This window comes from Pseudoalteromonas sp. Hal040, from assembly GCF_037162425.1.
Classification (GTDB): domain Bacteria; phylum Pseudomonadota; class Gammaproteobacteria; order Enterobacterales; family Alteromonadaceae; genus Pseudoalteromonas; species Pseudoalteromonas gelatinilytica.
This window is the reverse complement of sequence record NZ_JARLUU010000001.1, coordinates 287,422-310,736: the sequence shown is the minus strand read 5'-3', so window position 1 is coordinate 310,736 and position 23,315 is coordinate 287,422. Positions and strand designations below refer to the sequence as shown.

Annotated in this window: 22 protein-coding genes and 1 pseudogene; 7 read left to right on the top strand and 16 right to left on the bottom strand. The window is 41.4% G+C overall.

Annotated elements, in window-relative coordinates; genetic code table 11:
* The first annotated feature begins 9 nt into the window (after positions 1–9).
* Positions 10–1,065 carry a hypothetical protein gene (locus P4S60_RS01405; RefSeq protein ID WP_337114771.1) on the top strand — a complete coding sequence of 352 codons (1,056 nt, stop codon included), beginning with the start codon at positions 10–12 and terminating at the stop codon, positions 1,063–1,065.
* 14 nt (positions 1,066–1,079) lie between these two features.
* On the opposite strand, the gene P4S60_RS01400 is transcribed toward P4S60_RS01405, so the two are convergent.
* On the bottom strand, positions 1,080–1,325 hold the full coding sequence (locus P4S60_RS01400; RefSeq protein ID WP_337114770.1) for a hypothetical protein: 246 nt from the start codon (positions 1,323–1,325) through the stop codon (positions 1,080–1,082).
* A gap of 277 nt (positions 1,326–1,602) precedes the next feature.
* On the opposite strand from P4S60_RS01400, the gene P4S60_RS01395 reads away from it, so the two are divergent.
* Complete coding sequence (locus P4S60_RS01395) at positions 1,603–1,794, top strand: hypothetical protein (protein WP_063699902.1); 192 nt, start codon at positions 1,603–1,605, stop codon at positions 1,792–1,794.
* A 55-nt stretch (positions 1,795–1,849) separates the two neighbouring features.
* Complete coding sequence (locus P4S60_RS01390) at positions 1,850–2,743, top strand: TraB/GumN family protein (protein WP_337114769.1); 894 nt, start codon at positions 1,850–1,852, stop codon at positions 2,741–2,743.
* Positions 2,744–2,876: 133 nt separating this feature from the next.
* Here the strand turns inward: P4S60_RS01390 and trpS are convergent, their stop codons facing one another.
* The 3 genes from trpS to rpe are packed head-to-tail and all read right to left on the bottom strand — an operon-like array spanning position 2,877 to position 5,281.
* Positions 2,877–3,881, bottom strand: a complete 1,005-nt coding sequence (trpS, locus tag P4S60_RS01385; protein ID WP_054552798.1) for a tryptophan--tRNA ligase — start codon at positions 3,879–3,881, stop codon at positions 2,877–2,879.
* 51 nt (positions 3,882–3,932) lie between these two features.
* Positions 3,933–4,598: a phosphoglycolate phosphatase gene (locus tag P4S60_RS01380; protein WP_188731149.1), complete on the bottom strand. Its 666-nt coding sequence runs from the start codon at positions 4,596–4,598 to the stop codon at positions 3,933–3,935.
* Positions 4,595–5,281, bottom strand: a complete 687-nt coding sequence (gene rpe / locus P4S60_RS01375) for a ribulose-phosphate 3-epimerase (protein ID WP_337114768.1) — start codon at positions 5,279–5,281, stop codon at positions 4,595–4,597. Before rpe ends, P4S60_RS01380 begins: the two co-directional genes overlap by 4 nt.
* Positions 5,282–5,614: 333 nt before the next feature.
* Between rpe and P4S60_RS01370 the strand changes: the two genes are divergently transcribed.
* Positions 5,615–5,911 carry a hypothetical protein gene (locus tag P4S60_RS01370; RefSeq protein WP_337114767.1) on the top strand — a complete coding sequence of 99 codons (297 nt, stop codon included), beginning with the start codon at positions 5,615–5,617 and terminating at the stop codon, positions 5,909–5,911.
* 5 nt (positions 5,912–5,916) lie between these two features.
* Complete coding sequence (locus P4S60_RS01365; RefSeq protein WP_119853853.1) at positions 5,917–6,102, top strand: DUF2970 domain-containing protein; 186 nt, start codon at positions 5,917–5,919, stop codon at positions 6,100–6,102.
* Here P4S60_RS01365 and P4S60_RS01360 read toward each other — a convergent pair.
* The 9 genes from P4S60_RS01360 to P4S60_RS01320 form a co-directional block, all read right to left on the bottom strand.
* The gene (locus P4S60_RS01360; RefSeq protein WP_063699919.1) at positions 6,074–6,916 is read right to left on the bottom strand and encodes a Dam family site-specific DNA-(adenine-N6)-methyltransferase; all 843 of its coding nucleotides are present in this window, start codon (positions 6,914–6,916) and stop codon (positions 6,074–6,076) included. The genes P4S60_RS01365 and P4S60_RS01360 overlap by 29 nt on opposite strands.
* 53 nt (positions 6,917–6,969) lie before the next feature.
* A complete protein-coding gene (locus P4S60_RS01355) occupies positions 6,970–8,379 on the bottom strand; it encodes an AAA family ATPase (protein WP_337114766.1) in 1,410 nt (469 codons plus the stop codon).
* Entirely contained in the window at positions 8,379–9,449 is a 1,071-nt protein-coding gene (gene aroB, locus P4S60_RS01350) for a 3-dehydroquinate synthase (RefSeq protein WP_188731154.1), read from the bottom strand. Before aroB ends, P4S60_RS01355 begins: the two co-directional genes overlap by 1 nt.
* 27 nt (positions 9,450–9,476) lie before the next feature.
* Positions 9,477–9,995, bottom strand: a complete 519-nt coding sequence (gene aroK, locus P4S60_RS01345) for a shikimate kinase AroK (protein ID WP_036973192.1) — start codon at positions 9,993–9,995, stop codon at positions 9,477–9,479.
* Positions 9,996–10,174: 179 nt separating this feature from the next.
* Positions 10,175–12,268, bottom strand: coding sequence for a type IV pilus secretin PilQ (locus tag P4S60_RS01340; RefSeq protein ID WP_337114765.1), 2,094 nt, complete (start codon positions 12,266–12,268; stop codon positions 10,175–10,177).
* Complete coding sequence (locus tag P4S60_RS01335) at positions 12,255–12,791, bottom strand: pilus assembly protein PilP (protein ID WP_063699925.1); 537 nt, start codon at positions 12,789–12,791, stop codon at positions 12,255–12,257. The genes P4S60_RS01340 and P4S60_RS01335 overlap by 14 nt, the downstream gene beginning before the upstream one ends.
* Entirely contained in the window at positions 12,788–13,393 is a 606-nt protein-coding gene (locus tag P4S60_RS01330; protein WP_063699927.1) for a type 4a pilus biogenesis protein PilO, read from the bottom strand. Before P4S60_RS01330 ends, P4S60_RS01335 begins: the two co-directional genes overlap by 4 nt.
* Positions 13,383–13,955, bottom strand: a complete 573-nt coding sequence (locus P4S60_RS01325) for a PilN domain-containing protein (RefSeq protein ID WP_337114764.1) — start codon at positions 13,953–13,955, stop codon at positions 13,383–13,385. The genes P4S60_RS01330 and P4S60_RS01325 overlap by 11 nt, the downstream gene beginning before the upstream one ends.
* Positions 13,943–15,022 carry a pilus assembly protein PilM gene (locus tag P4S60_RS01320; RefSeq protein ID WP_337114763.1) on the bottom strand — a complete coding sequence of 360 codons (1,080 nt, stop codon included), beginning with the start codon at positions 15,020–15,022 and terminating at the stop codon, positions 13,943–13,945. The genes P4S60_RS01325 and P4S60_RS01320 overlap by 13 nt, the downstream gene beginning before the upstream one ends.
* Positions 15,023–15,154: 132 nt before the next feature.
* On the opposite strand from P4S60_RS01320, the gene P4S60_RS01315 reads away from it, so the two are divergent.
* Entirely contained in the window at positions 15,155–17,665 is a 2,511-nt protein-coding gene (locus P4S60_RS01315; RefSeq protein ID WP_337114762.1) for a penicillin-binding protein 1A, read from the top strand.
* Between the two features lie 79 nt (positions 17,666–17,744).
* Here P4S60_RS01315 and metL read toward each other — a convergent pair whose 3' ends face one another.
* Positions 17,745–20,090, bottom strand: a complete 2,346-nt coding sequence (gene metL / locus P4S60_RS01310; RefSeq protein WP_337114761.1) for a bifunctional aspartate kinase/homoserine dehydrogenase II — start codon at positions 20,088–20,090, stop codon at positions 17,745–17,747.
* Positions 20,091–20,095: 5 nt separating this feature from the next.
* Positions 20,096–21,356: pseudogene (metB, locus tag P4S60_RS01305) on the bottom strand (cystathionine gamma-synthase).
* Between the two features lie 224 nt (positions 21,357–21,580).
* On the opposite strand from metB, the gene metJ reads away from it, so the two are divergent.
* Positions 21,581–21,901: a met regulon transcriptional regulator MetJ gene (gene metJ, locus P4S60_RS01300; RefSeq protein ID WP_036973203.1), complete on the top strand. Its 321-nt coding sequence runs from the start codon at positions 21,581–21,583 to the stop codon at positions 21,899–21,901.
* Between the two features lie 100 nt (positions 21,902–22,001).
* On the opposite strand, the gene P4S60_RS01295 is transcribed toward metJ, so the two are convergent.
* The gene (locus tag P4S60_RS01295; protein ID WP_337114760.1) at positions 22,002–23,243 is read right to left on the bottom strand and encodes a malic enzyme-like NAD(P)-binding protein; all 1,242 of its coding nucleotides are present in this window, start codon (positions 23,241–23,243) and stop codon (positions 22,002–22,004) included.
* Between the last annotated feature and the right edge of the window lie 72 nt (positions 23,244–23,315).

The window sequence follows — 23,315 nt, the reverse complement described above, 5'->3', positions numbered from 1 at the left end:
GGATATTGCGTGCGTAGGTATTTAAAAATTGCAAAATGGCGCGCTAATAAACAGTTTCAACAACAGCAACGTAGCTGGCAGCCTCATAAAACAAGGCTGGTTGAACGGTTACAAGCCATTTGGTTTAACTTAAGTACCGCACAAAAGCTCTACCTTTTAGCATTAAGCAGCCTGATTGTTCTGCAATCGGGCTGGCTAAGTGCCACCATCACTATCATTGCGCTTGTTATTGAGTTTTGGCCCAAGTTTAACCAGCTTTGGCACTCTCTTGCTGGCAAAGCACTGATTTTAATCTTCTATGCCAGTATCGCTAATTTTGTCTTGGCCGGTGCGAGCGGCATAGTTAATGATGTGACTCATGTCTCTTCCAGTCATTTTAACTACACACATAACTTTGCCACCCTGTTGTATTTACCACCCTGGGCAATGGGAATAACACTAGGTACTTTATTGTTATTTCAGCTTTTTTTGCCTTTCTACATTTTTATTTTATTGCTGATAAAGCCATTCGGCTCTGAGCGAGTTAAATTTATTAGTCAAAGCTATTCGCCGCTGTTAACCGCTATTGTGCGCTTTGTTTTAGCGTCAGTGGTCTTTATTAACCTGATTTCGTTCCTTGATGATAAGCCCCCTGAAGAAGTGCTCGACAACATGGTCAGTACCTTTATCGATAGCAAAGTCATTGCCAAAGAATCCGGTGAAGAGCAGCAAAAAGCGGTCGAAGAACTCGGTGAAAAGCTCGAGCAACAACTGCCTGAAAATAAAGAAAGCTCAGCCCCAAGCCAAGACGTAGATATAAAAGGTGACAGCGAAACCGCCGAAAACCTTCGCCAGTTTTTAGATACCAAAGGTTACTTTGAACGCAGCAAACGTTTAATTGCGATGTTTGCTTACAGCTTTGAAGCCGATAGTTATTCACGCTGTTTAAAAGCAGAAAACAGTAAAGCCGTTGAGCTGAATGATTACGAAATAGTACAAGTAACCCCTGATCACAATGCCGAATATGGCTATCGATTTGAAGTGATTGCGTGTGACTCACCTGGTGTCACTCCAGTAGCAAAGTAACGCAGCAATCAATACTACTCGCTTGGCTTACTGCGCTTTTCTCTGATGAAATGAAATATCGAAAGCCCAATAAAGCCAAAGCAAACTAAGGCGATTACTAAGTTGGGTATAAAAATAAGCAGCATTGTTGCGTCATAGCCGACCTTTGCGAAAGCTGCACAAAGGCTACCAATAATAAGCTCAGTTAAAATTAGTTCCCACTCTAATGAGCTATTCGCAGTCACTGTTTTACTCGCATAATGTTTTACTTTAAAGCCCATAGCAAAACCTACCAGTTCCTATTTTGATACACCTACACTAGCATCAAAATACACAACCTCAAAATAATAGGCTTTAAAACCTTATTTCACTCCGTAAGAATTAGACATAAGATACTGAAATTATACAAATTAAATTTTCAAAACCTTATAAATAAATCGCTTAGAACTAGATAAGCGACTCTATGTAAATTCCTCGCTATTGTAGTTTCCATCAACGGGCTACCAACCAATTTTGCTTCGCTGATAAAACTAATCAACCAATGAAAGGAATTAAATTATGACTAACTCAGTATTAAAAATGATGTCACTTTTAGCTGTTACTGCAATCATTATTACATCGCCTAATACCTTACTTAATACGCAAGGTGCTCAAAAACTTAATCAGCAATTAGAGACCTCTATCGAAGCGTCTATTGAGCAAATGAACAATAAAATTGATTTGCAAATTGAGCAACAACTCAATAAGTAATCGTTGGCTTGCTCAGAGTGCTGAGCAAGCTTCTTTCAATTAACAGGCGTAAATAATGAAAACATTGACTCGACACTTTCTCATCTCATCAGTTGCTGTATCTGGCTTATTAACATGTGGCTTTGGCGCTGCTAAAAGTGCTGTTTGGCAGGTAAGTAAAGGCGATGACTATATTTACATTGCGGGTTCAATTCATATTTTGCCTCCAAAAGAGCTACCACTCCCAGTAGAATTTAATCAGGCTTATAAACAGGCCGATACCTTAGTACTTGAAGCCGATGTACCTGCACCTAGCGATAGTTCAGCACAGCTCACAATGTTAAAAACGCTTAGCTACCAAGCAGGTGAAACCTTAAGTAGTAAGCTAACAGCACAAGTGAAGCAGCAGTTAGAAGAGCAGCTTAACCGTTACGGAATGAAACTGAGTGAGTTAGATAGCTTTCGCCCATTTTTGGTAAGTTTGTTAATGACGTCATTAGAATTACAAAAGCAATCACTACTAGGTGAAGGTGTCGACAGCTACCTAACTAAATTAGCAAAACAAGATGATAAAGAGTTGGCTTTCCTTGAAACCTTAGCGTTTCAATTACACCTATTTAAGCAATTAGGTAGCAAAGATGAAAGCGCCTTTATTGAATCACAGTTAGCGCAAATATCTCACTATCAGCATCATTATGCTGCCCTGCTTGATGCATGGCGACATGGCGATATGCAGGCAATGAATACACTCACTATTATGCCGCTCAAAGAGCATGATCCACTCACCTATAACATGCTAATTAAGCAACGTAATTTAACCTGGCTTAGCAAGATAGAGCGCTATTTTACTAATCATCAAAAAGAGCTGGTGCTTGTTGGCGCAGCCCACTTGGCCGGTGACGATAGCTTGTTAGGCTTACTAAAAAATAAAGGCTATGCAATTAAACAGTTGAACACAGATGAGGAATAAGAAAATGGAAAAAACAGACAAAACCGCTGCTGCACTTATCTGTTTGTTTACAGTATTAATCGTGCTTAGTTTTTAATAGCTAAAAAAATACCGCTTTATAGCGGTATTTTTATTTCAATTATTTGCTGAAAGCTTACGGGCGAGGGATAAAGCCTACCGCATCGTACACAGCTTTTAATGTTTTCTCAGCGCGAATACTCGCCTTTTCAGCACCTGATTTCATGATACTGTCAAGCAATGATTGATCTTCACGAATTTCTTTAAAGCGCGCTTGAATTGGCTCAATCATATTAACAACCGCTGCTGCGGTGTCTTTTTTCAGGTGACCATACATTTTGTCTTCATATTCAGGTACTAAGTCTTCAATTGAGCGCTTAGTTGCAACTGATAATAAAGTAAGTAGGTTAGATACACCTGGTTTTTCTTCACGATCAAAGTAAATACGCGCTTGCTCGTCTGAATCGGTTACTGCTTTTTTCAGTTTCTTTTCAATCTTCTTCGGCTCATCCAATAACATGATGTAACCGTTTGGATTTTCATCTGACTTAGACATTTTCTTCAGCGGATCTTGTAAGCTCATTACACGTGCGCCAAACTCAGGAATGTACGGCTCAGGTAGTTTGAACACGTCACCGTATAGGTTGTTAAAACGTGTTGCGATATCACGTGTTAATTCAAGGTGTTGCTTTTGATCTTCACCCACTGGCACTTGATCTGCTTGATATAACAAGATATCAGCTGCTTGCAGCACTGGGTAAGAGAATAAACCCACATTCACGTTATTCGCATGCTTAGATGACTTATCTTTGAACTGCGTCATACGATTAAGCTCACCCATTTGCGCGTAACAGTTTAATACCCAGCTTAGCTGTGCATGTTCTGGTACTTGAGATTGTACAAATAACGCCGCTTTCTCTGGGTCGATACCACATGCAGCATATAGCGCAATACCGTCAAGAACGCGCGAACGTAATTGCTCTGGATCTTGGCGTACCGTAATGGCATGTAAATCAACTAACATAAAGAAACTTTCGTGGTCTTCCTGTAGCTTAAGCCACTGGTTAATAGCGCCAACATAGTTGCCTATTGTCATACCACCGGTTGGCTGAATGCCACTTAACACTACTGGTTTACTCATGATGTTCCTTTATATTTTTTACTAAACTAAAAAGACGAAATTAAAATGCACTTACCTTTGGGTAAGAACGGGTATTATATCTAAGAAATTCTCGCAGAGGTACTCTGGATTGAAATCAGCGAGGTTTTCACCTTGGTTATAGCCATAACCAAGCGCGACAACGTCAACATTTGCAGCTTTTGCTGCCAAAATATCACTTTTTGAATCGCCAATCATAACCGCTTTTTCAGGGCTAACATCTAATTGCTGACAAGCAAAGTGCAATGGTTCTGGTGAAGGTTTCTTAGCCATATCATCGCCACAGACAATAAACTGAAAATGGCTGGTCAATGACAGTTTATCAAGTAACTTTTCGGTAAAACGGCGCGCCTTATTGGTGATCACCACTTTAGGAATACCAGCAAGTGCGGCAAGCCCTGTTTCTACATGCTGATAAAGCGCACTATAGTCACCCACAACGTGGTCATAGTGCTGATAAAATAAATTAATAGCGCGCTCTGCAAGGGCTTCATCTAAATGCTCACTAACTTGCATATCGCCACTCAAACCACGTTTAACAAGTGTTTCTATACCATTACCGACCCAGCTTTCAACTAGCTTTTGCGTAACAACCGGAAACGCTAAGTCGGTAAGAGTCAGGTTCATTGCAATATATAAATCATAAACACTGTCGACTAGGGTGCCGTCTAAATCAAAAAATGCTGCATCGTATTTCATGATTCAACCTTTGCAAGTTCGCCACGCATCGCATCGATAACGGCTTTGTAATCTGGTTGATTGAAAATTGCAGAGCCTGAAACAAACATATCAGCGCCCGCTTCTGCAATTTCAGCAATGTTATTAACACCAACACCACCGTCAACCTCTAGTCGAATATTACGACCTGAATCATCAATAATTTTACGCGCTTGGCGAAGCTTTTCGAGCGTATGCGGAATAAAGCTTTGACCACCAAAACCAGGGTTAACCGACATTAATAGCACCACATCAACTTTATCGAGCACATGCTCAAGGTAGCTAAGGCTAGTCGCAGGATTAAATACAAGCCCTGCTTGGCAACCGCTGTCTTTTATAAGCTGTAAGGTACGGTCAATATGCTCACTTGCTTCAGGGTGAAAGCTAATAATAGAAGCGCCCGCTTCAGCGAAGTCTGGGATTAAACGATCAACAGGTTTCACCATAAGATGCACATCTATAGGCGCTGTGACACCGTAATCGCGCGACGCCTTACAAATCATCGGGCCAAAAGTTAGGTTTGGCACATAATGGTTATCCATTACATCAAAATGTACAACGTCTGCCCCACTTGCTAATACACGATCAACATCTTCACCTAAACGGGCAAAGTCAGCTGATAATATAGAAGGGGCTATTAAATACTTTTGTAATGTTTCCAACATGAGAGATTCCATCATAATTTGCGACTGCAAGAAGAGCGCATAATGTAACCCAATCGACAGCTGATTAAAACACCACAGCAGGTTGTTAGAATGCGATAGAGAGAAGCTAATCCTTTTAGCCTATTGAATTTAAGGTAAATTAATCAAAAGTTGAGCTAAAGCTCTATTAATCAAGATGTAACAATACATGCATATGAAACAAAATATAAACATAAAATTTACTTTAAAGGGCTAATTTTATTAAATTTTTATTTAATTCAGCAGTAATTAAGTTTGTTATTTGAGCAATTGTTATGTATGCTTGTCTAAATAACACAAACAAGGGTTATTCTCATGCGTGCTTTTAAAATAGGGATCTTAATCGCGTCCGCACTTTCTGTTGCTGCGTTTGTATCTTTTTCATCGGCTGATGAAGACGACTTTTTAGCAGTGGCGTCTGGTTGCTCGTGCAACACAGTTAGCGCATCATCATCTTCTGCTCAATGTATGAAAGCAGAACAAGAAACAGGATGGTTTTCTTGGTTAACGGGTGATAGCCGCGACGCTCAATTCCATTATCTTGATTTACTTGAACTATTAACAAGTAACGAAGAATCAAAGAAAGTTAGCGGTTTAGGTTCTAAGTTCTAAATCGCATGAACAAATTCATTAGTGCATTACAAAGTGTCTTCGCGGCATTTTTTGGTGTGCAATCAGAAGACAAGCGTCAAGCTGATTTCAAAGAGCATTCGCTCAGTACAATTATCGTCATTGCCCTAGTTTTATTCAGCCTGTTTGTAGCAGCGATTTATTTCACCGTTTCTTTGGTGCTAAATACATAGCCATTAGCTCATTCACTTTATTACGTGAACCACCCTTAGGGCTAATTGTGCGCTTTACCTGAATTTCATCAAGTGATGCTTGGCTATAGATTTTACGAGTCCATACAGTATCGTGGTTAGAAATAAGTACCGGCGTGTTATTTTCGAATGCCGCTTGCTCAGCTAAATTAGCCAAGTTAGCTTGATCATCTAAATTGAAGCCGCCTTTAGCATAGGAAGTAAATGATGCCGTTTTACTCAGCGGTACATAAGGTGGGTCGCAATACACTACTGCGTTTTCAGGAATAAGCTTAAACACCTCGTCATAACCTAAACAGGTAAAGGTTGCTTGCTGTGCTTTTTCAGCAAAGAAATGCATTTCTTTTTCAGGAAAATACGGGCGCTTATATTTACCAAAAGGCACATTAAAAATACCTTTTAGATTGTAGCGACACAAACCGTTATAGCCATGACGATTCATATATAAAAATAAAATCGCTCGCTCATACACATCGCTGCTCTGATTAAATTGAACACGATACTCATAATAGGCTTCAGGGTGGTTATTGAGCTCTACAAACAACTTTTTTGCATCACTGATGAACTCATCAGGCGTGCGTTTAAGCTCAGTGTAAAGATTGATCAGATCCGCATTGATATCGTTTAAAATATAATGCTTAAAATCCGTATTAAGGAATACAGAGCCAGCACCAACGAAAGGTTCAACTAAGGTGTCAGCATCCACACTCGCTTGCTTCAAGCGGGTATGAATATCTTCAACTAGGCTGTATTTTCCACCCGCCCATTTAAGGAAGGCTCTGGTCTTTTGCTGCATCTGCTCTTAACTTCAATTCGGTGTTGCGCGATTTTACACTAATCAGTTTTAATTTACTGATTTAGTGAAGCGATTTCTTGTTTAATTTTACTTATTTTTTTATAAAACGGCTGATTTTTACGCACATTATCAGAAAGTGTTGTTACGTCCTTCTTCGCGTCATTGAGTGTGCTATAACTGCCATAAGTGACAATCCACCACGGCTTACCGTTACGTAAACTTTGGTAAGTCTTTACCTGCCCTTGCAAGGCATTTTCATTAATAAACTTATCGCTGATCTCTTGCTTAGTCACCGCAAGTAATTGGATTACAAAATTGTCATCTGGCTGAGTTAAATACCACGCGTTACCCACTAACGACTGCTGAGGTTCAGATTCAATTACCTCGTCTGCAATTGGCTCAGCGTTACTCAGGATGGCTGTTGCGACTTCATCAGGCGTTGGCTGATCAGTCTCTTGTGTTACTTGCTGTGCAGGTAATAGGCTATCAACAATCGCGCCGACATTATTGTTATGACTTTCTTTTTCACGGTTTTCTATTACAGAGTTATCAACCGGCCCATTAGCAGCTTGAGTCGTGTCGACAGTATCATGATTGGTAACTTGCTGCTCGGCTTGAGACTCATCTTGAGCGTGCTCCGAAGCTGGCTCTTTGCTTTCTACTGGACCATTAATTACCGCTTCTGCAGGTAATGCGGTTGCCACAGTGCTCGTTGTATCTTGCTGATAGTGCGCTTTCCACCACTCGGTCATGTCTGCTTTATATAGAAAACCAATAATAAGCAGCATGGTTGTGAATAAGAGCAAAATTAAATAAAGCAGTTTATAGCTTTTTTCGGGTGCGCGAATGTCTGCGGTTTGTTGTTCTGGTTGCCATGCAAGTAATAAGGCAGGATTACCATGCGCCTCTTGTAAGAAAGTGCGAAAAACAGGATCTTCTTCCACAGGGAGGCTATCGAAAAACCAACACATGAGCTGTTTACTTTCACTAATGTTTAGCGCTTCAAGATGGATCTCGACCGCTTGACTAAACTGCCCGACCGATTGTGATGCAATCAATATATATAACGTGCTTGGGCTTTGCTTAGCAAGAATTTCTAATTGCTGAATTAACTCTTCCGATAAATGACGGCCTCCATCAATCACCCATAAACAATCACCACAAGGCTGTTGTTTATAGAGTTGATAGAAATTTTCAGACAAACTTAAAGCGTGATCAATCAGCGGGTTACTAAAGCTTTGTTCTAGCAATTCAGTCATAAACTGCTGGTCAGTCATTTTTCCTGACAACTGAACAAACGCTTTATTAAAGTTGTGGTATTTATCAGTAATGAAGGTTTCTAATAAATAGCTTTTACCAAGACCTGACGGGCCAAGTAAGCAAATTAGATTTTGCCCATATTCAAACTGCAGAGCGATTCGATCAACTAGCGCAGCACGGCTAGGCAATATTTGCGATTGCATTAGCGCGCTATTAAATCACAAACCTGCTGATCAGTAACATCACTTACCAGCGCACATTGACCAAATTGGGTAGGAAGAATAAAGCGTATCGTGCCTTTTTTATTCTTCTTGTCTTTACGCATGTGCGTTAAAAATTGCTCGCTGGTCATTTCTGCTGGAATATCAACAGGTAAGTCATAATCTGCAATCAATTTAACGACGCGCTCAAGTTCAGCGGCGGTTAAATCATCACGGGTATGCGCTAGACGTGCCGCAAGTACCATACCTGCCGCAACAGCTTCGCCGTGTAACCAGTTACCGTAACCCATTTGCGCTTCAATCGCATGACCAAAAGTGTGCCCAAGGTTTAGTAATGCGCGTAAACCCGCTTCTTTTTCATCTTGTGCAACAATTAAGGCTTTGATTTCACAACAACGGTAAATTACGTGCTGTAATGTTTGCTCGTCGAGTGATTTAAGGTTGGCAATATTTTGCTCAAGGTAAGCAAATAACTCGGTGTCGTAAATGAGGCCATACTTGATTACTTCAGCCATGCCCGCCGCGAATTCACGCTCTGGCAAGGTATGAAGAGACTGTGTATCGATAAATACTGCTTGCGGCTGATAAAACGCACCAATCATGTTTTTACCAAGCGGATGATTTACTGCCGTTTTACCACCTACTGACGAGTCAACTTGCGAGAGCAAGGTAGTTGGTACTTGAATAAAAGGCACGCCACGTTGATAACATGCAGCAACAAAACCTGTGAGGTCACCCACAACACCACCGCCTAATGCAATAAGGCATGTATCGCGACCACAGTTATGTTCAAGTAAGAACGCCGAAATCTTTTCAAACCACTCAAGTGATTTGTATTGCTCACCATCAGGGATAATAAAAGATAACGGGTTAAGATCTGCTAACGACGTCATTACATCATCAAGATATAAAGGTGCAATGGTGTCGTTAGTGATAATGATTGGTCGACAATCGCCGATGTGCTCACGCAGCCGACCAGTCTCTTTAAGAGCAGATTGACCAATATAAATAGGATAACTTCGCTCGTCCAAATTAACTGTTAATTCAAGCATAGCTAGTTTCCTTTTTATTATTGGTTTTTAAAAATCTAATTTCTCGATGATTTGATTAGCAACAACTTTCGCGCTTTGCTCATCAGTGCGGACAACAAAATCAGCAACTTCTTTGTATAACGGTTCGCGTTCTTCAGCTAAGCGCTCTAGTACATCACGCGGTGCTTCTTCTGTTTGCAATAATGGGCGACGCTTGTCGCGCTGTGTGCGTGCAACTTGCTTTTCGATTGGTGTCTCTAGGTATACAACGATACCGCGAGCCGATAGCTTGTTACGTACTTCTTTACTGATCACAGAACCACCACCTGTTGCAAGAACAATACCTTGCATCTCAGTTAGGTCTGAAATTACAGTTTCTTCACGAAGTCGAAAGCCCTCTTCACCCTCAAGATCGAATACCCAAGCAATGTCTGCTCCAGTACGACGCTCGATCTCTTGATCTGAATCGAAAAATTCAAGGTGTAATTGGTCAGCAATGTGACGACCAATTGTGCTTTTGCCAGCCCCCATAGGGCCCACTAGAAATATATTACGTTTCTCAGCCATATCTTTTTAGTACAAACGAACTCTAAAATTTGAAATAAAACCCCGCCTAACGACCTGGCCCCAAAATTAAGGAGGGGATTATCTCAGTAATTGCTTGGGTATTTCAAGTCAATTAGCATAAAAAGCCAGATAACGAGCAATTAAACATGCTAATTGCTCGTTGCTTAAGAAAAAATCACTTAATCGATTTGAATTTTTGGTGTTACAAAGATTAGCAGCTCTTTTTTCTCGTTAAATTCACTGGTGCTTTTGAACAGTACACCTAAGTAAGGAATATCGCCTAACAGAGGTACTTTCTTAGTTGAGTTAACGATTTGCTGCTGGAAGATACCACCAAGCACCACAGTTTGGCCATTTTCTACTAATACCTGAGTCTGAATCTCTTGGGTATTAATGGCTACAGCGGAACCCGTTGGTGTCTGAACCGTATCACCACGGGTATCTTGCGTGATCACAAGATCCAGAATGACCTTGTTGTCTGGCGTGATATGTGGTGTTACTTCTAAACTTAATACCGCTTTTTTGAACGTTACTGTCGTTGCACCACTTGATGCAGCTTCAACGTACGGGATCTCTGTACCTTGCTCAATGCGGGCTTTTTGTTGGTTCGCCGTGGTGATACGTGGACTTGCGATAATCTCACCGCGGTTTTCTTCTTCAAGAGCACTTAGCTCTAAATCTAAGATAGTGCCATTGGCCAATTTAGCAATTTGTACACCAATGCTACCCGCAGGGCTTGAAACCGGTAAGTTAACATTTAATCGATCAGACAAGCTTGGGATATTGTCGTATGAACCCGCGCCGACCATGCCTCCAGCACCCTCTAGGGTACCAGAGATTGCGCCGTCACTACCCACATCGCTAATCCCCCAGCGAACACCTAAGTCTTCTTGCACGTTATCATTCACTGTCACCATACGTGATTCAATGACCACTTGTTTAACAGGAATATCTAAGGTTTCCACCATACGACGCACGCTTTCGATGCTTTTCGCTGTGTCTTTAATCAGTAATGTATTAGTTCGTTTATCAACAGACACACTGCCTCGCGCAGAAATAATGCTGTTGGTGTCTGTTTTCAATAAGTCTGCAAATTCTTCAGCTTTAGCATAGTTAAGGCGGATATATTCGCTGTATAACGGCTCTAAGTCTTCAACTTGTTGCTTAGCTTTTAGTTCCTTCGCTTCACGAGCGGCAAGCTCCTCTGATGGTGCAACCATCAAAATAGTACCGTCCATACGCTTATCAAGGCCTTTAATTTTAAGCACGACATCAAGTGCCTGATCCCAAGGTACACCATCTAAGCGCGGCGTGATATTGCCTGTGACTGAGTCACTTGTTACTAAGTTAAACTCGTTATAGCCTGCAATAATCTGTAGCACAGAGCGAATTGGAATATCTTGGAAATTAAGACTCATTGGGCGACCTTGATATTCAATTCCGCCATCAAGGTAAGCTCGTCGCGTATCATCTTTTTCAACGGTTAGTGTAAAGATGTTTTCAATTTGTTGATGAGTAAACTTGAACGCTGCATTTGGCTCAACCACGATGCGCGTCATATTGCCTTCTTTGAAGGTTTCGATATTACTAACAACAGTGCCAAAGTCCATGACATCTAATTGATACAATAAATCATCTAAAATATCTGTGTGGTGGAACTCTGCAATAATTTTGCCGCCACTTTCATGTACATCAATTGCAGCTTGCGTATCTTGTAAGAAGACTAAAAGGCGTGCTTCACCTTTTTCGCCGCGACGAAAATCGATCGACTGAACAGTATTGATAAAGTTATTTGATGCTGTCAATCCACTAGCAGTGTCTTCGCTCGCAATTGGGTTATCTGAAACATGCAAAGTAACAATGTTGTCTTTCGCTGAAGTTTTATAGATTTTCAGTTTGTCTAAGTTAACAACAACTTTCAAACCATCAGCGGTCAAGGTGCTTGTTACATGCTTAATGCCTGCTTGGTTAACTGGAACATCGCGTACTTCATTATCCACACCCACATTACTGAAAAGCATTTCGATACGAGCTGGCGAATTATAAACCTGAACCTTAGGTTCAAATGTTAGCGCTTCATCAAACACCAGCTGTAACTGTGTTTCACCTTTCATTAATGGGTTATAACGTACGTCATACAGTAAAGGGGCGGCAATTGCCGTCTGTGCTACGATTAAGGCTAATGCAGCTAACATGAATTTATGCATGTATTTTAACCAAGCCATTCCTTTATGCATCTTCTTTTTACCTTTCATAAGATTAACTTGCACCATTTGTTTCCGCCTCTAACATTTCCAGCTTAGTCAGGCGTTCCTTCCAACAACCAGCCCCATCCGGGATTAATTCTAATAATTCTATATAATTGTCGTGCACTTCTTTAATTTCACCATGGTACAGACCAATATAATTACCCACAGTGACGCGATAGAGCGTATTGTCTGCTGCTTTAATCAGCGCCCAATTGTTGCCTACACGGCCAATAGTCCCTTGCATAACTAGGTTATCTAATGGGTACTTCTCAAGTGGTTGACGAACACGATTAGGATCTGGGTGTAAGCAGTTTTTAACTTGTACTAAGTTGTTTTGGATAATTTCCGGCTTTGGTGCCACAAACGGGCTGCGTAATTTTCCAGCACTATATGCAAAATGCTCAAACTTTGTGATCTCTGGTATCGGTTCAACTTTAGGCGTTGTACTCGCTTTTACTTGATCAATAAACTCTTTTTGTTCTGAAGTATCGTCATTACACGCGCTTAGCACAATAGTCATGGCAATAATTAAGGGAAGTTTCTTCATTTTTTAGCTCCCCCTTCATAACGATAAGTCTTAGCAACAACACTGAAAGTGAGTTCACCATCACCCAGCGTTTGAATAGTAAAGTCGTGTAAACTCACAATACGAGGTAATTGAGCAACTTTACCTACAAACTCACCAAACTCATGATACGTGCCTACCACTTCAATTTTAATCGGCAGCTCTGTATAAAACTCTTTTTCAACTTCAGGTAACCAGCCAATTTTTAAAAATGTTAAACCACTGGTGGTACCAACATAAGATAAATCGTCCAACAAGCCTGGTGTTTCGTTTGAGGTTGGTAAGCGCTTTAATAGCTGTGAAAACTTATCTTCCATCTCAACCATTTGCTGGCGATATATTTCTAAGTTACTCGCAATGGCATATTTTTCTTTATAAGTTTTGCGTAGTTCTGTCTCTTTCGCTACCGCACTGTGATAACTGGCTATTTCGTCAGACACTAATAAGCTGTAGCTAAAGTATAAAACCAGCGCAGCCACAAACGCACAGCACAAAGCCTTAACAGCAATGGGCCAATCGCCCATATTTTCGAGCTCTATTTCATTCCAATCTATTTCAGTTAACGCTTTGATATCAAGGTTCATTACGTGCCTCACCTATCTGATCAAATGGTTTAACGTAAAAATCCATATTAAAGTCACTCAATAATCTTGACGTTTGTTCACCAGCAACAATGCCTTGCATAATAGGACGCTCTAACAAATATGAGCCTTGCACTTGACGCAGCATGGTTGATAAGCGGTTATTAGACTCACTGCGACCGATTACATGAATACGATCATCACGGCGTTCAAGCTTGGTTAAATAAACTCCGGCAGGAACAATATTAGCGACCTCATCCATAATTTGCGTCCCTAAGTTACGGTTACTTTGTAACTCTTCGATGAGGCGCATACGTTGCTGTAAGTTTTCTTTTTTCTTATCGAGTTCGTTTATCTCACGAATACGTTGGTTCAATAATGCAATTTCAGTATTTAAGAAATTGTTCTTCACGTTTTGTCCATCACGCAAGCCGCCATAAAAAGAGCTTAGTAAATACATACTTAAGAAGCTAACGACAACAACGCTAAATAGCACGGTAACGAACTTATTTTGTGAGTCTTTTCTGTGTTGTTCGCGCCAAGGCAGCAGATTTATATGTGGCATGGTGAAAAGCTCCTTAATGCCAATCCTGTGGCTATCGCAAACTGAGTGCGGTGACGCTGCAACATATTACGATCAACTTTTGCCGAAATCTCAATGTTTGCAAATGGTTCAGCAACGACAGTGTGAATTCCTAACTCTTCAATTAGTAACCTATCAAGCCCTTCAATCATGGCTGTACCACCAGTGAGTACAATGTAATCAACTTGATCTTTACCACTGGTCGTCAAGAACATTTGCACTGCGCGTCTAACTTGCTGTAGCAGTGACGTTTGGAATGGAGCTAATACTTCAAAAGTATAATTTGGTGGTAAGTCACCCGTCGTTTTACCAATTTCAGCTTCATCAAAGCTCTTGTTGTAATATGCAACAATGCTATTTGTGTATTGGTCACCACCAAACACTTGGTCACGGGTGTAAATTGTTTCACCTTCTTGCACAACGCTCACAAGCATCAGCACAGCACCAATATCAACAACAGCAACACACTTGTTAAAAGCATCACTTGGCAGTTGTTGGTAATAAACATCCATCGCACGGCTCAGTGCATAGCTTTCAACATCAACAACCGCTGCTTTTAGGTTAGCAGTTTCTAAGGCACCTACTCGCGCTTGCACACTTTCAGTTCGAGCGGCAGAGAGCAGTACATTCACTTTACTTGGATCAGCTTCATTGATAGCCAGCTTTTCAAAGTCAATGTTAACCTCATCGAGTGGATATGGGATTAAACTATCAGCTTCTATTGCTATTTGTGACTCTAATTCAGCATCTGTTAATGATACATCCATAAAAATCACTTTCGTAATTACCGTTTGGCCTGAAACGGCTACAGCTGCGGTTTGAACTGATTTAGGAATTTTTCTTTTTAGTTTAGCGATAACATTACCTATCGCTTCTATGTCTTGTATGGAACGTTCAGACATAGCGCCTTTTGGCATAGGTTCAATAGCTAACGCTTCAAGCCGCAAACCTGCGTCTGTCTCTTGCAACAGCACTGCTTTTATACAGTGCGATCCGATGTCGATTCCTACCATCATAGATGAAGGCTTTTTAAATAGCTGACTTAGCATGTTTGCAACTTGGCCTTTGTTTTAATAATAAACAAGTTATAATTTTTATCTGAAAAAATATTATTCATTTTTTAATCAATATATACTAGCAGTCTCCGATTCTAATTGGGAGTCCATTTAGGGAAAATATAAGTGATTTTATTAAAGCGAACTTTACAATTTATTATCATCTGCTCATTTTTAGGACTAATCACTTTAGTTGGTCTATACTATTACGTTAAACCTGATATTCCTAGCGTACAGGTTCTAAAAGACGTTCAGTTACAGACACCTATGCAGGTATTCTCACGTGATGGATTATTGATTAACCAATTCGGTGAAAAACGCCGCATTCCCGTTACAATAGATCAAATACCCCAACCATTAATCAATGCAATATTAGCAACAGAAGATAACCGTTTTTACGAGCATATCGGTATCGATCCAATTGGTATCGTACGTTCAGCCATTGTACTCATATCTACCGGTGAAAAGAAACAAGGCGCAAGTACTATAACCATGCAGCTTGCCCGTAACTTCTTCTTAACCCGAGAAAAAGCATACATTCGTAAGGTCAAAGAGATCTTCATCGCTCTTCATATCGAAAGTATATTAAGTAAAGACGAAATCCTCGAATTATATTTGAATAAAATTGAATTAGGTAACCGCGCTTTTGGTATCGGTGCTGCTGCACAAGTGTATTATGGTAAAGACCTAAATGAACTAACCTTAGCGCAAATGGCGATGATTGCGGGTCTACCAAAAGCCCCATCAGCACTTAATCCAATTCGCAACCCTGTACGAGCCAAATCCCGCCGTAACGTTGTACTAGGGCGTATGCTTACAGAAAAGTACATCACTCAAAGCGAATACGAAGAGGCTATCAACGCACCAATTACAGCAAAATTCCATGGCGCTGAAATTGAAGTTTATGCACCTTATATTTCTGAGATGGTACGCGCTGAAATGGTTGAACGCTACGGTCATGAGCGTGCTTATAATACGGGTTTTAAAGTTTACACCAGTGTTGATTCGAACATTCAACAAGCCGCGCAAGATGCCATTGTTGATAACCTTCATGCTTACGATATGCGTCATGGCTACCGTGGTGCAACAGCACAATTGTGGGATGCCGAGAGAGAAAGCCCGCTTAGCCAAGAAGACATTTTAAATAAACTAAAAGACGTTAAAGAGTTTGGCCCGCTGTTAGCTGGTGTTGTCACTAATGTCGCTGAGCAATCAATTGATGTGCTATTAAAAAGCGGCGAACAAGTTACTGTTGAGTGGGATGGCTTAAAATGGGCTCGCAAATATATTACCCGTTACCGTCAAAGCTTCGCACCAAAAACAGCGGCTGACATCCTAACCGCAGGCGCGCAAATTTGGCTTCGCAAAAATGCGGATGAAAGCTACATATTAAGCCAGGTTCCTGAAGCATCAAGTGCTCTTGTGTCTCTTGACCCACAAGATGGTCGTATTAAAGCGATTGTCGGTGGATACAGTTTTGAACAAAGCCAATACAATCGTGCGGTACAAGCAAAACGCCAAGTAGGTTCAAACATAAAACCCTTTATTTATTCGGCAGCGCTTGAAAACGGTTACACACTTGCCTCAATTCTTAACGATGCGCCAATCAACCAATGGGATAAAAGCCAAGGTGTGGCATGGCGTCCGAAGAACAGCCCTGCGGTTTATAATGGCCCTATTCGTATCCGCCGAGCATTAGCGCAATCGAAAAACGTTATTTCAGTGCGCTTATTACGCGGTGTAGGTTTAGAGCGTACAGCCGATCACCTGCTTAAATTTGGCTTTTTAAATAGTGATATTAACCGCGACGAGTCATTGGCTCTTGGTAGTGCCTCTATCACCCCTCTTGAGCTAGCTCGAGGAATGAGTACCTTTGCCAATGGCGGCCACTTAATTAAGCCTTACTTTATCTCTGAGATTCAGGATTCAGCAGGCACTGTGTTATTTAAAACAGAACCAGAACTTGCCTGTGATGCACCACAACCAGCAATTACTCCTGAGTTTGCATCACTTGATAATAATCAGCTAAATCTCACGGATGCAGCTGTAACTGATGCGCCTCGTTGTGCACCGCGAATTATTTCAAAGCAAAATGCATTCTTGATCTCACAAGCTATGCACAGCGCGATATGGGGTGGCGGTAGCTGGACTCACAAAACCGGTTGGAGCGGCACCGGTTGGCGAGCTCAAGCATTGGATCGTCGCGATCTGGTAGGTAAAACGGGTACCACCAATGATTCTGTCGATACTTGGTTTAGTGGCTTCAATCGTAATGTGCTTACCTCGGTTTGGGTTGGTTTTGATAATCCAGGTATCACGCTTGGTCGTTCAACTTACAATAACAACCTCGATAAATCACAGATTTCGGGCGCAGAATCAGGCGCTAAAACAGCGCAGCCTGCATGGGTCGACTTTATGCGAGCAGCGCTTGATGGCATGCCTGAAGCACCGATTGAGCTCCCTGAAGGACTCGTATCAGTACGTATTGACTTAGAGACAGGTCTATTGAGCCACAAAAATGACTACACCAGTCGTTTTGAGTACTTCATTAAAGGCACTGCACCAACTAAATATGTACTTACGCAGCCTACTGACGTGTTTGAAGAAAAGCTCAGCACGGAGGAAGAGTTGTTCTAAGTAACTAAGTTGCTATAAGAAATAAAAAAGCGCCCTTGGGGCGCTTTTTGCTTAGCTATTTAAACTAAGATCAGCAAAATTATTTTAGGTTATTTACCAGCCAATACAGGTCTGAATGAACCCCAGCCGCAGTGACTTCTTTACCTGCTCCAGGGCCTTGGATCACTAATGCATTATCTGTATACCACTGTGAATTGATCACAAAGATGTTATCGCCCGGTTTAAGGCTTGCTAATACATCATCTTTGCCAACATTGACTAAACCGACTTGCGCCTGAACCTTGCCATCAACGATTGTAATTGCGCCTGTGTAGCGCACTACTTTATCTTCAGCTGCAGCTTGGGCTGCTTTTTCTGTCATAAATTCATCGAGCAGCTGTTTGTTTGCAAGAAAATCTTGCCAGCTACCTGCTGCCAACGCTTCTGGCATTAGAGGTGTTAAAGCAATGTCTTCAAGCTCTAAATCTAGGCCTAGGTCACGAGCTAAAATTAGCAGTTTACGCTGCATATCGCGGCCAGATAAATCTTCACGAGGATCTGGCTCTGTATAACCCATTTGCTGAGCTTGAAGCACTAAATCTGAAAACGGCACGCTCCCATCGTAACTGCTACATAACCACGATAAAGTACCCGAGAATACCCCTTCAATACGGTTAATACTGTCACCGCTATTTTGTAAATCAGCTAAAGCAAAGTTAATCGGTAAACCTGCGCCTACACTGGTGTTGTAGCGCCATAGTAGATTTCGCTCAGCTAAATTAGTACGTAAGTTTTGATACCAACTATGCGCGGCAGTACCCGCATATTTGTTTGCACTGATCAAATGACAGTTAAGTTCAACAAAGTCAGGGTATAACTGACTGAACGCCTCACTGGCAGTGATATCAATCACCACTTTGTGCTCATAATCAAGTTCATTGATACGTGCTAATAATTCTGCCTTGTCGTAGCTTTGCGCTTCGTTATGCCACTGCTCTTGCCATGTTTCGGTATTTAAACCGCTAGCACTAAAAAGCATTTGCTGTGAACGAAGAAGAGCAACCACTTTTACCTTGTACTGAGCAGATAAACGAGCAAACTGAGCTTGTAGTTGCGCTAAGAACACTTCGCCTACATTACCAAGGCCAGCAACTATAATGGCCAGCTCTTGGCCTTTGTTTACCAACTTGTCATGTAATAAAGTTAAAACGTCACTATCAATTGCCTGATCATTTAAGATCAACACATAGTTATCGTCTTGCTGTACAAAACGTGGATGAATGCTTTGCTCTTTTAAAAGCGCTGTTGCTTGCTCTGCAAGAACACTAACATCAGCAGTAGGTGCAACCACTGCACAACCACTTAAATTAGACTCAACAATATTTGCACGGCCCGCTAAATGGCTCACAACCTGATGAGTACTTTGACCAGGCACCAATAAGTAGGTATCGCCCTCTTTAACAAAGTGATGCAGGCTGTGTTGAATTAACTGGCTTAGTTCACCAACTTCACCACCACTTAGTTTATCAACCCTTAATAAATCGATGTTATCTAAGGTCGTAATAAAACGTTTCGCTTTACTGTAGCCTTCTTTAACTACTTCGGTTGGCGTTGCATCGCAATCAAAGCTACTTCTAACCACAAGCTTGATCTCTGTGTCTTTTAGCGGTGACAAGGTTTTTGCATGCAATACTGGATTGCCCAAACGCGCTAATAGGTTAGCTTGCTCACGGCATACCTTGGCGTATTTAACAGCATTTTTAACTTTACGAGGATCTGTGCTGAATACACCTTGCGTGTCTGTCCAGATAGACACTTGCTTGGCAAAAGTATAACTGGCCAGTAACGTGGCGCTATAATCACTGCCATTACGGCCTAAAGTAACCGTATTACCTTGGCAATCTGCGGCAATAAAGCCCGTTACTACGTTGATATGCGATTTACTTATTGCACTTGTGCATTGCTGCTGATTTTTTTGATGTAAAAGCTGGCCATCATTTAAAGTAAATAGCTGCCTTGCATCAACATCTTGCGCGGCGACACCTAACTGATTTAAGTAAGCGGCTAACAAACGTGCTGACCACACTTCACCATGTGCAAGTAAAGGGGCTTCAAGTAACTGTTGCTGACTAATTAATTCATTTAAAACAGCAAGCTCATCTTTTAGCTGTGCTAACGCCTGTTGTTTATTCTGGCCTGTGAGTAGCTGCTCAATTAAAGCGCGTTGGTTGTTATCAATAAGCAGTAGAATATCGCTAACAGCTTGGCTATCTTGCTGCTGGTAACTTTGCCATAGCTTCACTAGGGTATCGGTTGTTTTACCCGATGCCGACACAACGATGCAATCGCCCTGCTCTGTATTCGCTAAAACAATGTTCGCTACCGCATGATAACGATCTGCTGAGCTTAAGCTTGAGCCACCAAATTTATGAACAATATTTACCATTTCTTCTACCACAATGCCGTATGTGCTGGCGTTAATTTGAATGACGCGTTTTGCTGTGTATCTTGCTGTGTTTGCTCTACAGCCGCTTTTGTAACTTGTTGGCCTTGACCAGGCTTAACTAAATTGAATACACGGTCTAAATCTGCAATGAGATCTTTTACGTCTTCAATACCTACAGAAATACGGATCAGCGTATCGCCTACACCGGCTTCAAGACGCGCTTTAGGCTCCATACCTGCGTGTGTCATTGTTGCAGGGTGACAAATCAAACTTTCTACCCCACCTAGTGACTCAGCAAGGCTAAAATCTTTAAGACTAGTTAAAAACGCTGCTGCATCGTTAATGTCGCCTTTAATATCAAAGCTCACCATACCACCAAAACCGCGTTGCTGTGCTTTAGCAAGCTCATGCTGCGGGTGAGAAACAAGACCTGGGTAATAAACTTGGCTTACATAAGGAGAGTTTTCTAAATACTCAGCAATAGCAAAGGCATTTTCTTGGTGCTGCTTTAAACGCACATTTAAAGTACGTAAACCACGAAGCGTTAAGTAACTGTCAAATGGCGCACCGGTAATACCAATGTTATTTGCCCACCAAGCCAACTCATCACCTAGCTCTTGCGTTGCAGCAATCACCGCACCGCCAACTACATCAGAGTGACCATTGATGTATTTCGTGGTTGAGTGCACAACAATATCAACACCAAACTCAATTGGGTTTTGTAATGCAGGTGATAAGAAGGTGTTATCAGCCGCAACCAAAGCACCGCACTGCTTAGCGATGCTAGTGATTGCTTTAATGTCTGTTAAACGCAAAATTGGGTTACTTGGCGTTTCAATCCAAATCAGCTTAGGTTTAATCGCCAAAATTTCTTGGTGATTATCTGTATTCGTTAAATCCAATACTCTTAGTTTTAATAGACCACGTTTTTCAAGCGAGGTGAATAAACGATAGCTACCGCCATAACAGTCATGTGGGATCACTAAGGTATCGTCACTGTTTAATAATTGGGTCGCTAAGTGTACTGCTGACATACCAGTAGCAGTGATAATGCCTTTTGCGCCACCTTCAAGCTCAGCTAAGGTTTCAGCTAAAATGTCGCGATTTGGGTTACCAGTCGCGGCCATAGTCATATTGGCGCTTAGTATCAAAGTCAGCAAATGAATAGGTGGTTGATAAGTATAAAGGTGGCACAACCGCACCATGATGTTTATCGGCTTCGATGCCGTGACGAACAGCAATCGTCGCTTTATTTTTTTCGCTCATTTCATCACCTATTCTTAAATTGGATGTTTAGACGTCTAAAAGGTTAGATGATCAAATATGAGAAGTCAAAGCATTTATGGCTCACACATAGAAGTTTATACATTTACACCACTAGATGGCTAAATAACTAGTATTTGACTATCTTTTTTAAAGAGATAGAATTTCCGCATCTTGCGCTGTGAATAAGGCGTAAATCACTGACAACCGAGGCAACGAAACAACTTATGGCTAAATGGAACGGTGAATACATTCACCCATATGCAGAACACGGTAAAAAATCAGAACAAGTAAAAAAGATTACCGTATCGATCCCACTTAACGTATTAAAAGTATTAACTGACGAGCGTACACGCCGCCAGATCAATAACCTACGTCATGCGACGAACAGTGAGTTATTGTGTGAAGCTTTCTTACATGCTTTTACAGGTCAACCATTACCAAACGATGACGACCTTCGTAAAGACAACCCTGAAAAGGTGCCTGAAGAAGTTAAAAGAATTATGCAAGAAATGGGGTTAGATATCCCAGTACTTGATTCAGAATAAGTATTTCGGCCATCGGATCACCGCCGATAATCGCAGATATAAAAAAACTCAGCCTTGGCTGAGTTTTTTATTGAACATTATACTTAATAGCTAATTAAATTTAACGCATGTAATCTTCAGGCATGTCGATTTGCGCCACGCCCGACTCTACTGCAGCTTCAGCAACAGCACGTGCAATACGTGGTAATAAACGCGGGTCCATTGGCTTAGGAATGATGTACTCGGCACCAAACTCAAGCGACTCAACGCCAGCTGCTTTTAATACTTCACTTGGTACAGGCTCTTTCGCGATGCCACGAATTGCGTGAACTGCAGCAATTTTCATTTCATCATTAATTGCCTTTGCTCGCACATCAAGGGCACCACGGAAAATAAACGGGAAACAAAGCACGTTGTTCACTTGGTTAGGGAAGTCTGAACGACCTGTTGCCATAATTAAATCATTGCGTGCACTGTGTGCAACTTCTGGCGCAATCTCAGGATCTGGGTTTGAACACGCAAACACCACAGGCTTGTCTGCCATCAGCTTGAGATCATCTGCAGTTAATAGGTTAGGACCTGATACACCTACAAACACATCGGCATCAGCAATAACGTCTTGCAACGTACGTTTATCAGTGTTGTTAGCAAATAATTGCTTGTACTCATTTAAGTCATCACGACGAGTATGGATCACACCTTTACGGTCAAGCATATAGATATGCTCACGCAGTGCGCCACACTTAATAAGTAGTTCCATACAGGCAACGGCTGCAGCACCAGCACCTAAACACACGATGATGGCATCTTCGATATCTTTACCTTGAACTTCAAGGGCATTAAGCATACCAGCCGCAGTAACAATCGCTGTACCGTGTTGGTCATCGTGGAAAACTGGGATACTACAGCGTTCAATAAGTGCTTTTTCGATTTCAAAACACTCAGGTGCTTTAATATCTTCTAGGTTGATACCACCAAACGTATCAGCGATATTTGCAACCGTATTAATGAAATCTTCTGTTGTGCGGTGTTTAACTTCAATATCAATTGAGTCAAGGCCAGCAAAACGTTTGAATAGTAACGCCTTACCTTCCATTACAGGTTTTGATGCAAGCGGGCCTAAGTTACCTAAACCTAGAATTGCGGTACCGTTTGAAATAACCGCAACCATGTTGCCTTTGCCTGTGTATTTATAGGCATTTGCTGGATCAGCAGCAATTTCACGGACTGGTTCAGCCACACCAGGGCTATAAGCTAAAGCGAGATCGTTAACCGTTTCGGCTGGCTTGGTTAGTTCAACACTAATTTTACCTGGAACGGGGTGAGCGTGGTAATGTAATGCTTGTTCACGAAAATCTGACATAACGCGATAGTATCCTGCAAAAAGTTAATAAGTGAGAGAGCTTGCATCAGTACGATACCTGTAATGTATAAA

Coding starts and splice junctions, on each gene's coding strand:
- P4S60_RS01340 (WP_337114765.1), bottom strand. CDS start 12,268: ATGGTGCAAGTTAATCTTATGAAAGGTAAAAAGAAGATGCATAAAGGA.
- P4S60_RS01395 (WP_063699902.1), top strand. CDS start 1,603: ATGACTAACTCAGTATTAAAAATGATGTCACTTTTAGCTGTTACTGCA.
- P4S60_RS01320 (WP_337114763.1), bottom strand. CDS start 15,022: ATGCTAAGTCAGCTATTTAAAAAGCCTTCATCTATGATGGTAGGAATC.
- aroK (WP_036973192.1), bottom strand. CDS start 9,995: ATGGCTGAGAAACGTAATATATTTCTAGTGGGCCCTATGGGGGCTGGC.
- P4S60_RS01370 (WP_337114767.1), top strand. CDS start 5,615: ATGCGTGCTTTTAAAATAGGGATCTTAATCGCGTCCGCACTTTCTGTT.
- P4S60_RS01380 (WP_188731149.1), bottom strand. CDS start 4,598: ATGAAATACGATGCAGCATTTTTTGATTTAGACGGCACCCTAGTCGAC.
- P4S60_RS01335 (WP_063699925.1), bottom strand. CDS start 12,791: ATGAAGAAACTTCCCTTAATTATTGCCATGACTATTGTGCTAAGCGCG.
- metL (WP_337114761.1), bottom strand. CDS start 20,090: ATGGTAAATATTGTTCATAAATTTGGTGGCTCAAGCTTAAGCTCAGCA.
- P4S60_RS01400 (WP_337114770.1), bottom strand. CDS start 1,325: ATGGGCTTTAAAGTAAAACATTATGCGAGTAAAACAGTGACTGCGAAT.
- metJ (WP_036973203.1), top strand. CDS start 21,581: ATGGCTAAATGGAACGGTGAATACATTCACCCATATGCAGAACACGGT.
- P4S60_RS01390 (WP_337114769.1), top strand. CDS start 1,850: ATGAAAACATTGACTCGACACTTTCTCATCTCATCAGTTGCTGTATCT.
- P4S60_RS01330 (WP_063699927.1), bottom strand. CDS start 13,393: ATGAACCTTGATATCAAAGCGTTAACTGAAATAGATTGGAATGAAATA.
- P4S60_RS01355 (WP_337114766.1), bottom strand. CDS start 8,379: ATGCAATCGCAAATATTGCCTAGCCGTGCTGCGCTAGTTGATCGAATC.
- P4S60_RS01325 (WP_337114764.1), bottom strand. CDS start 13,955: ATGCCACATATAAATCTGCTGCCTTGGCGCGAACAACACAGAAAAGAC.
- P4S60_RS01295 (WP_337114760.1), bottom strand. CDS start 23,243: ATGTCAGATTTTCGTGAACAAGCATTACATTACCACGCTCACCCCGTT.
- trpS (WP_054552798.1), bottom strand. CDS start 3,881: ATGAGTAAACCAGTAGTGTTAAGTGGCATTCAGCCAACCGGTGGTATG.
- P4S60_RS01365 (WP_119853853.1), top strand. CDS start 5,917: ATGAACAAATTCATTAGTGCATTACAAAGTGTCTTCGCGGCATTTTTT.
- aroB (WP_188731154.1), bottom strand. CDS start 9,449: ATGCTTGAATTAACAGTTAATTTGGACGAGCGAAGTTATCCTATTTAT.
- P4S60_RS01360 (WP_063699919.1), bottom strand. CDS start 6,916: ATGCAGCAAAAGACCAGAGCCTTCCTTAAATGGGCGGGTGGAAAATAC.
- rpe (WP_337114768.1), bottom strand. CDS start 5,281: ATGTTGGAAACATTACAAAAGTATTTAATAGCCCCTTCTATATTATCA.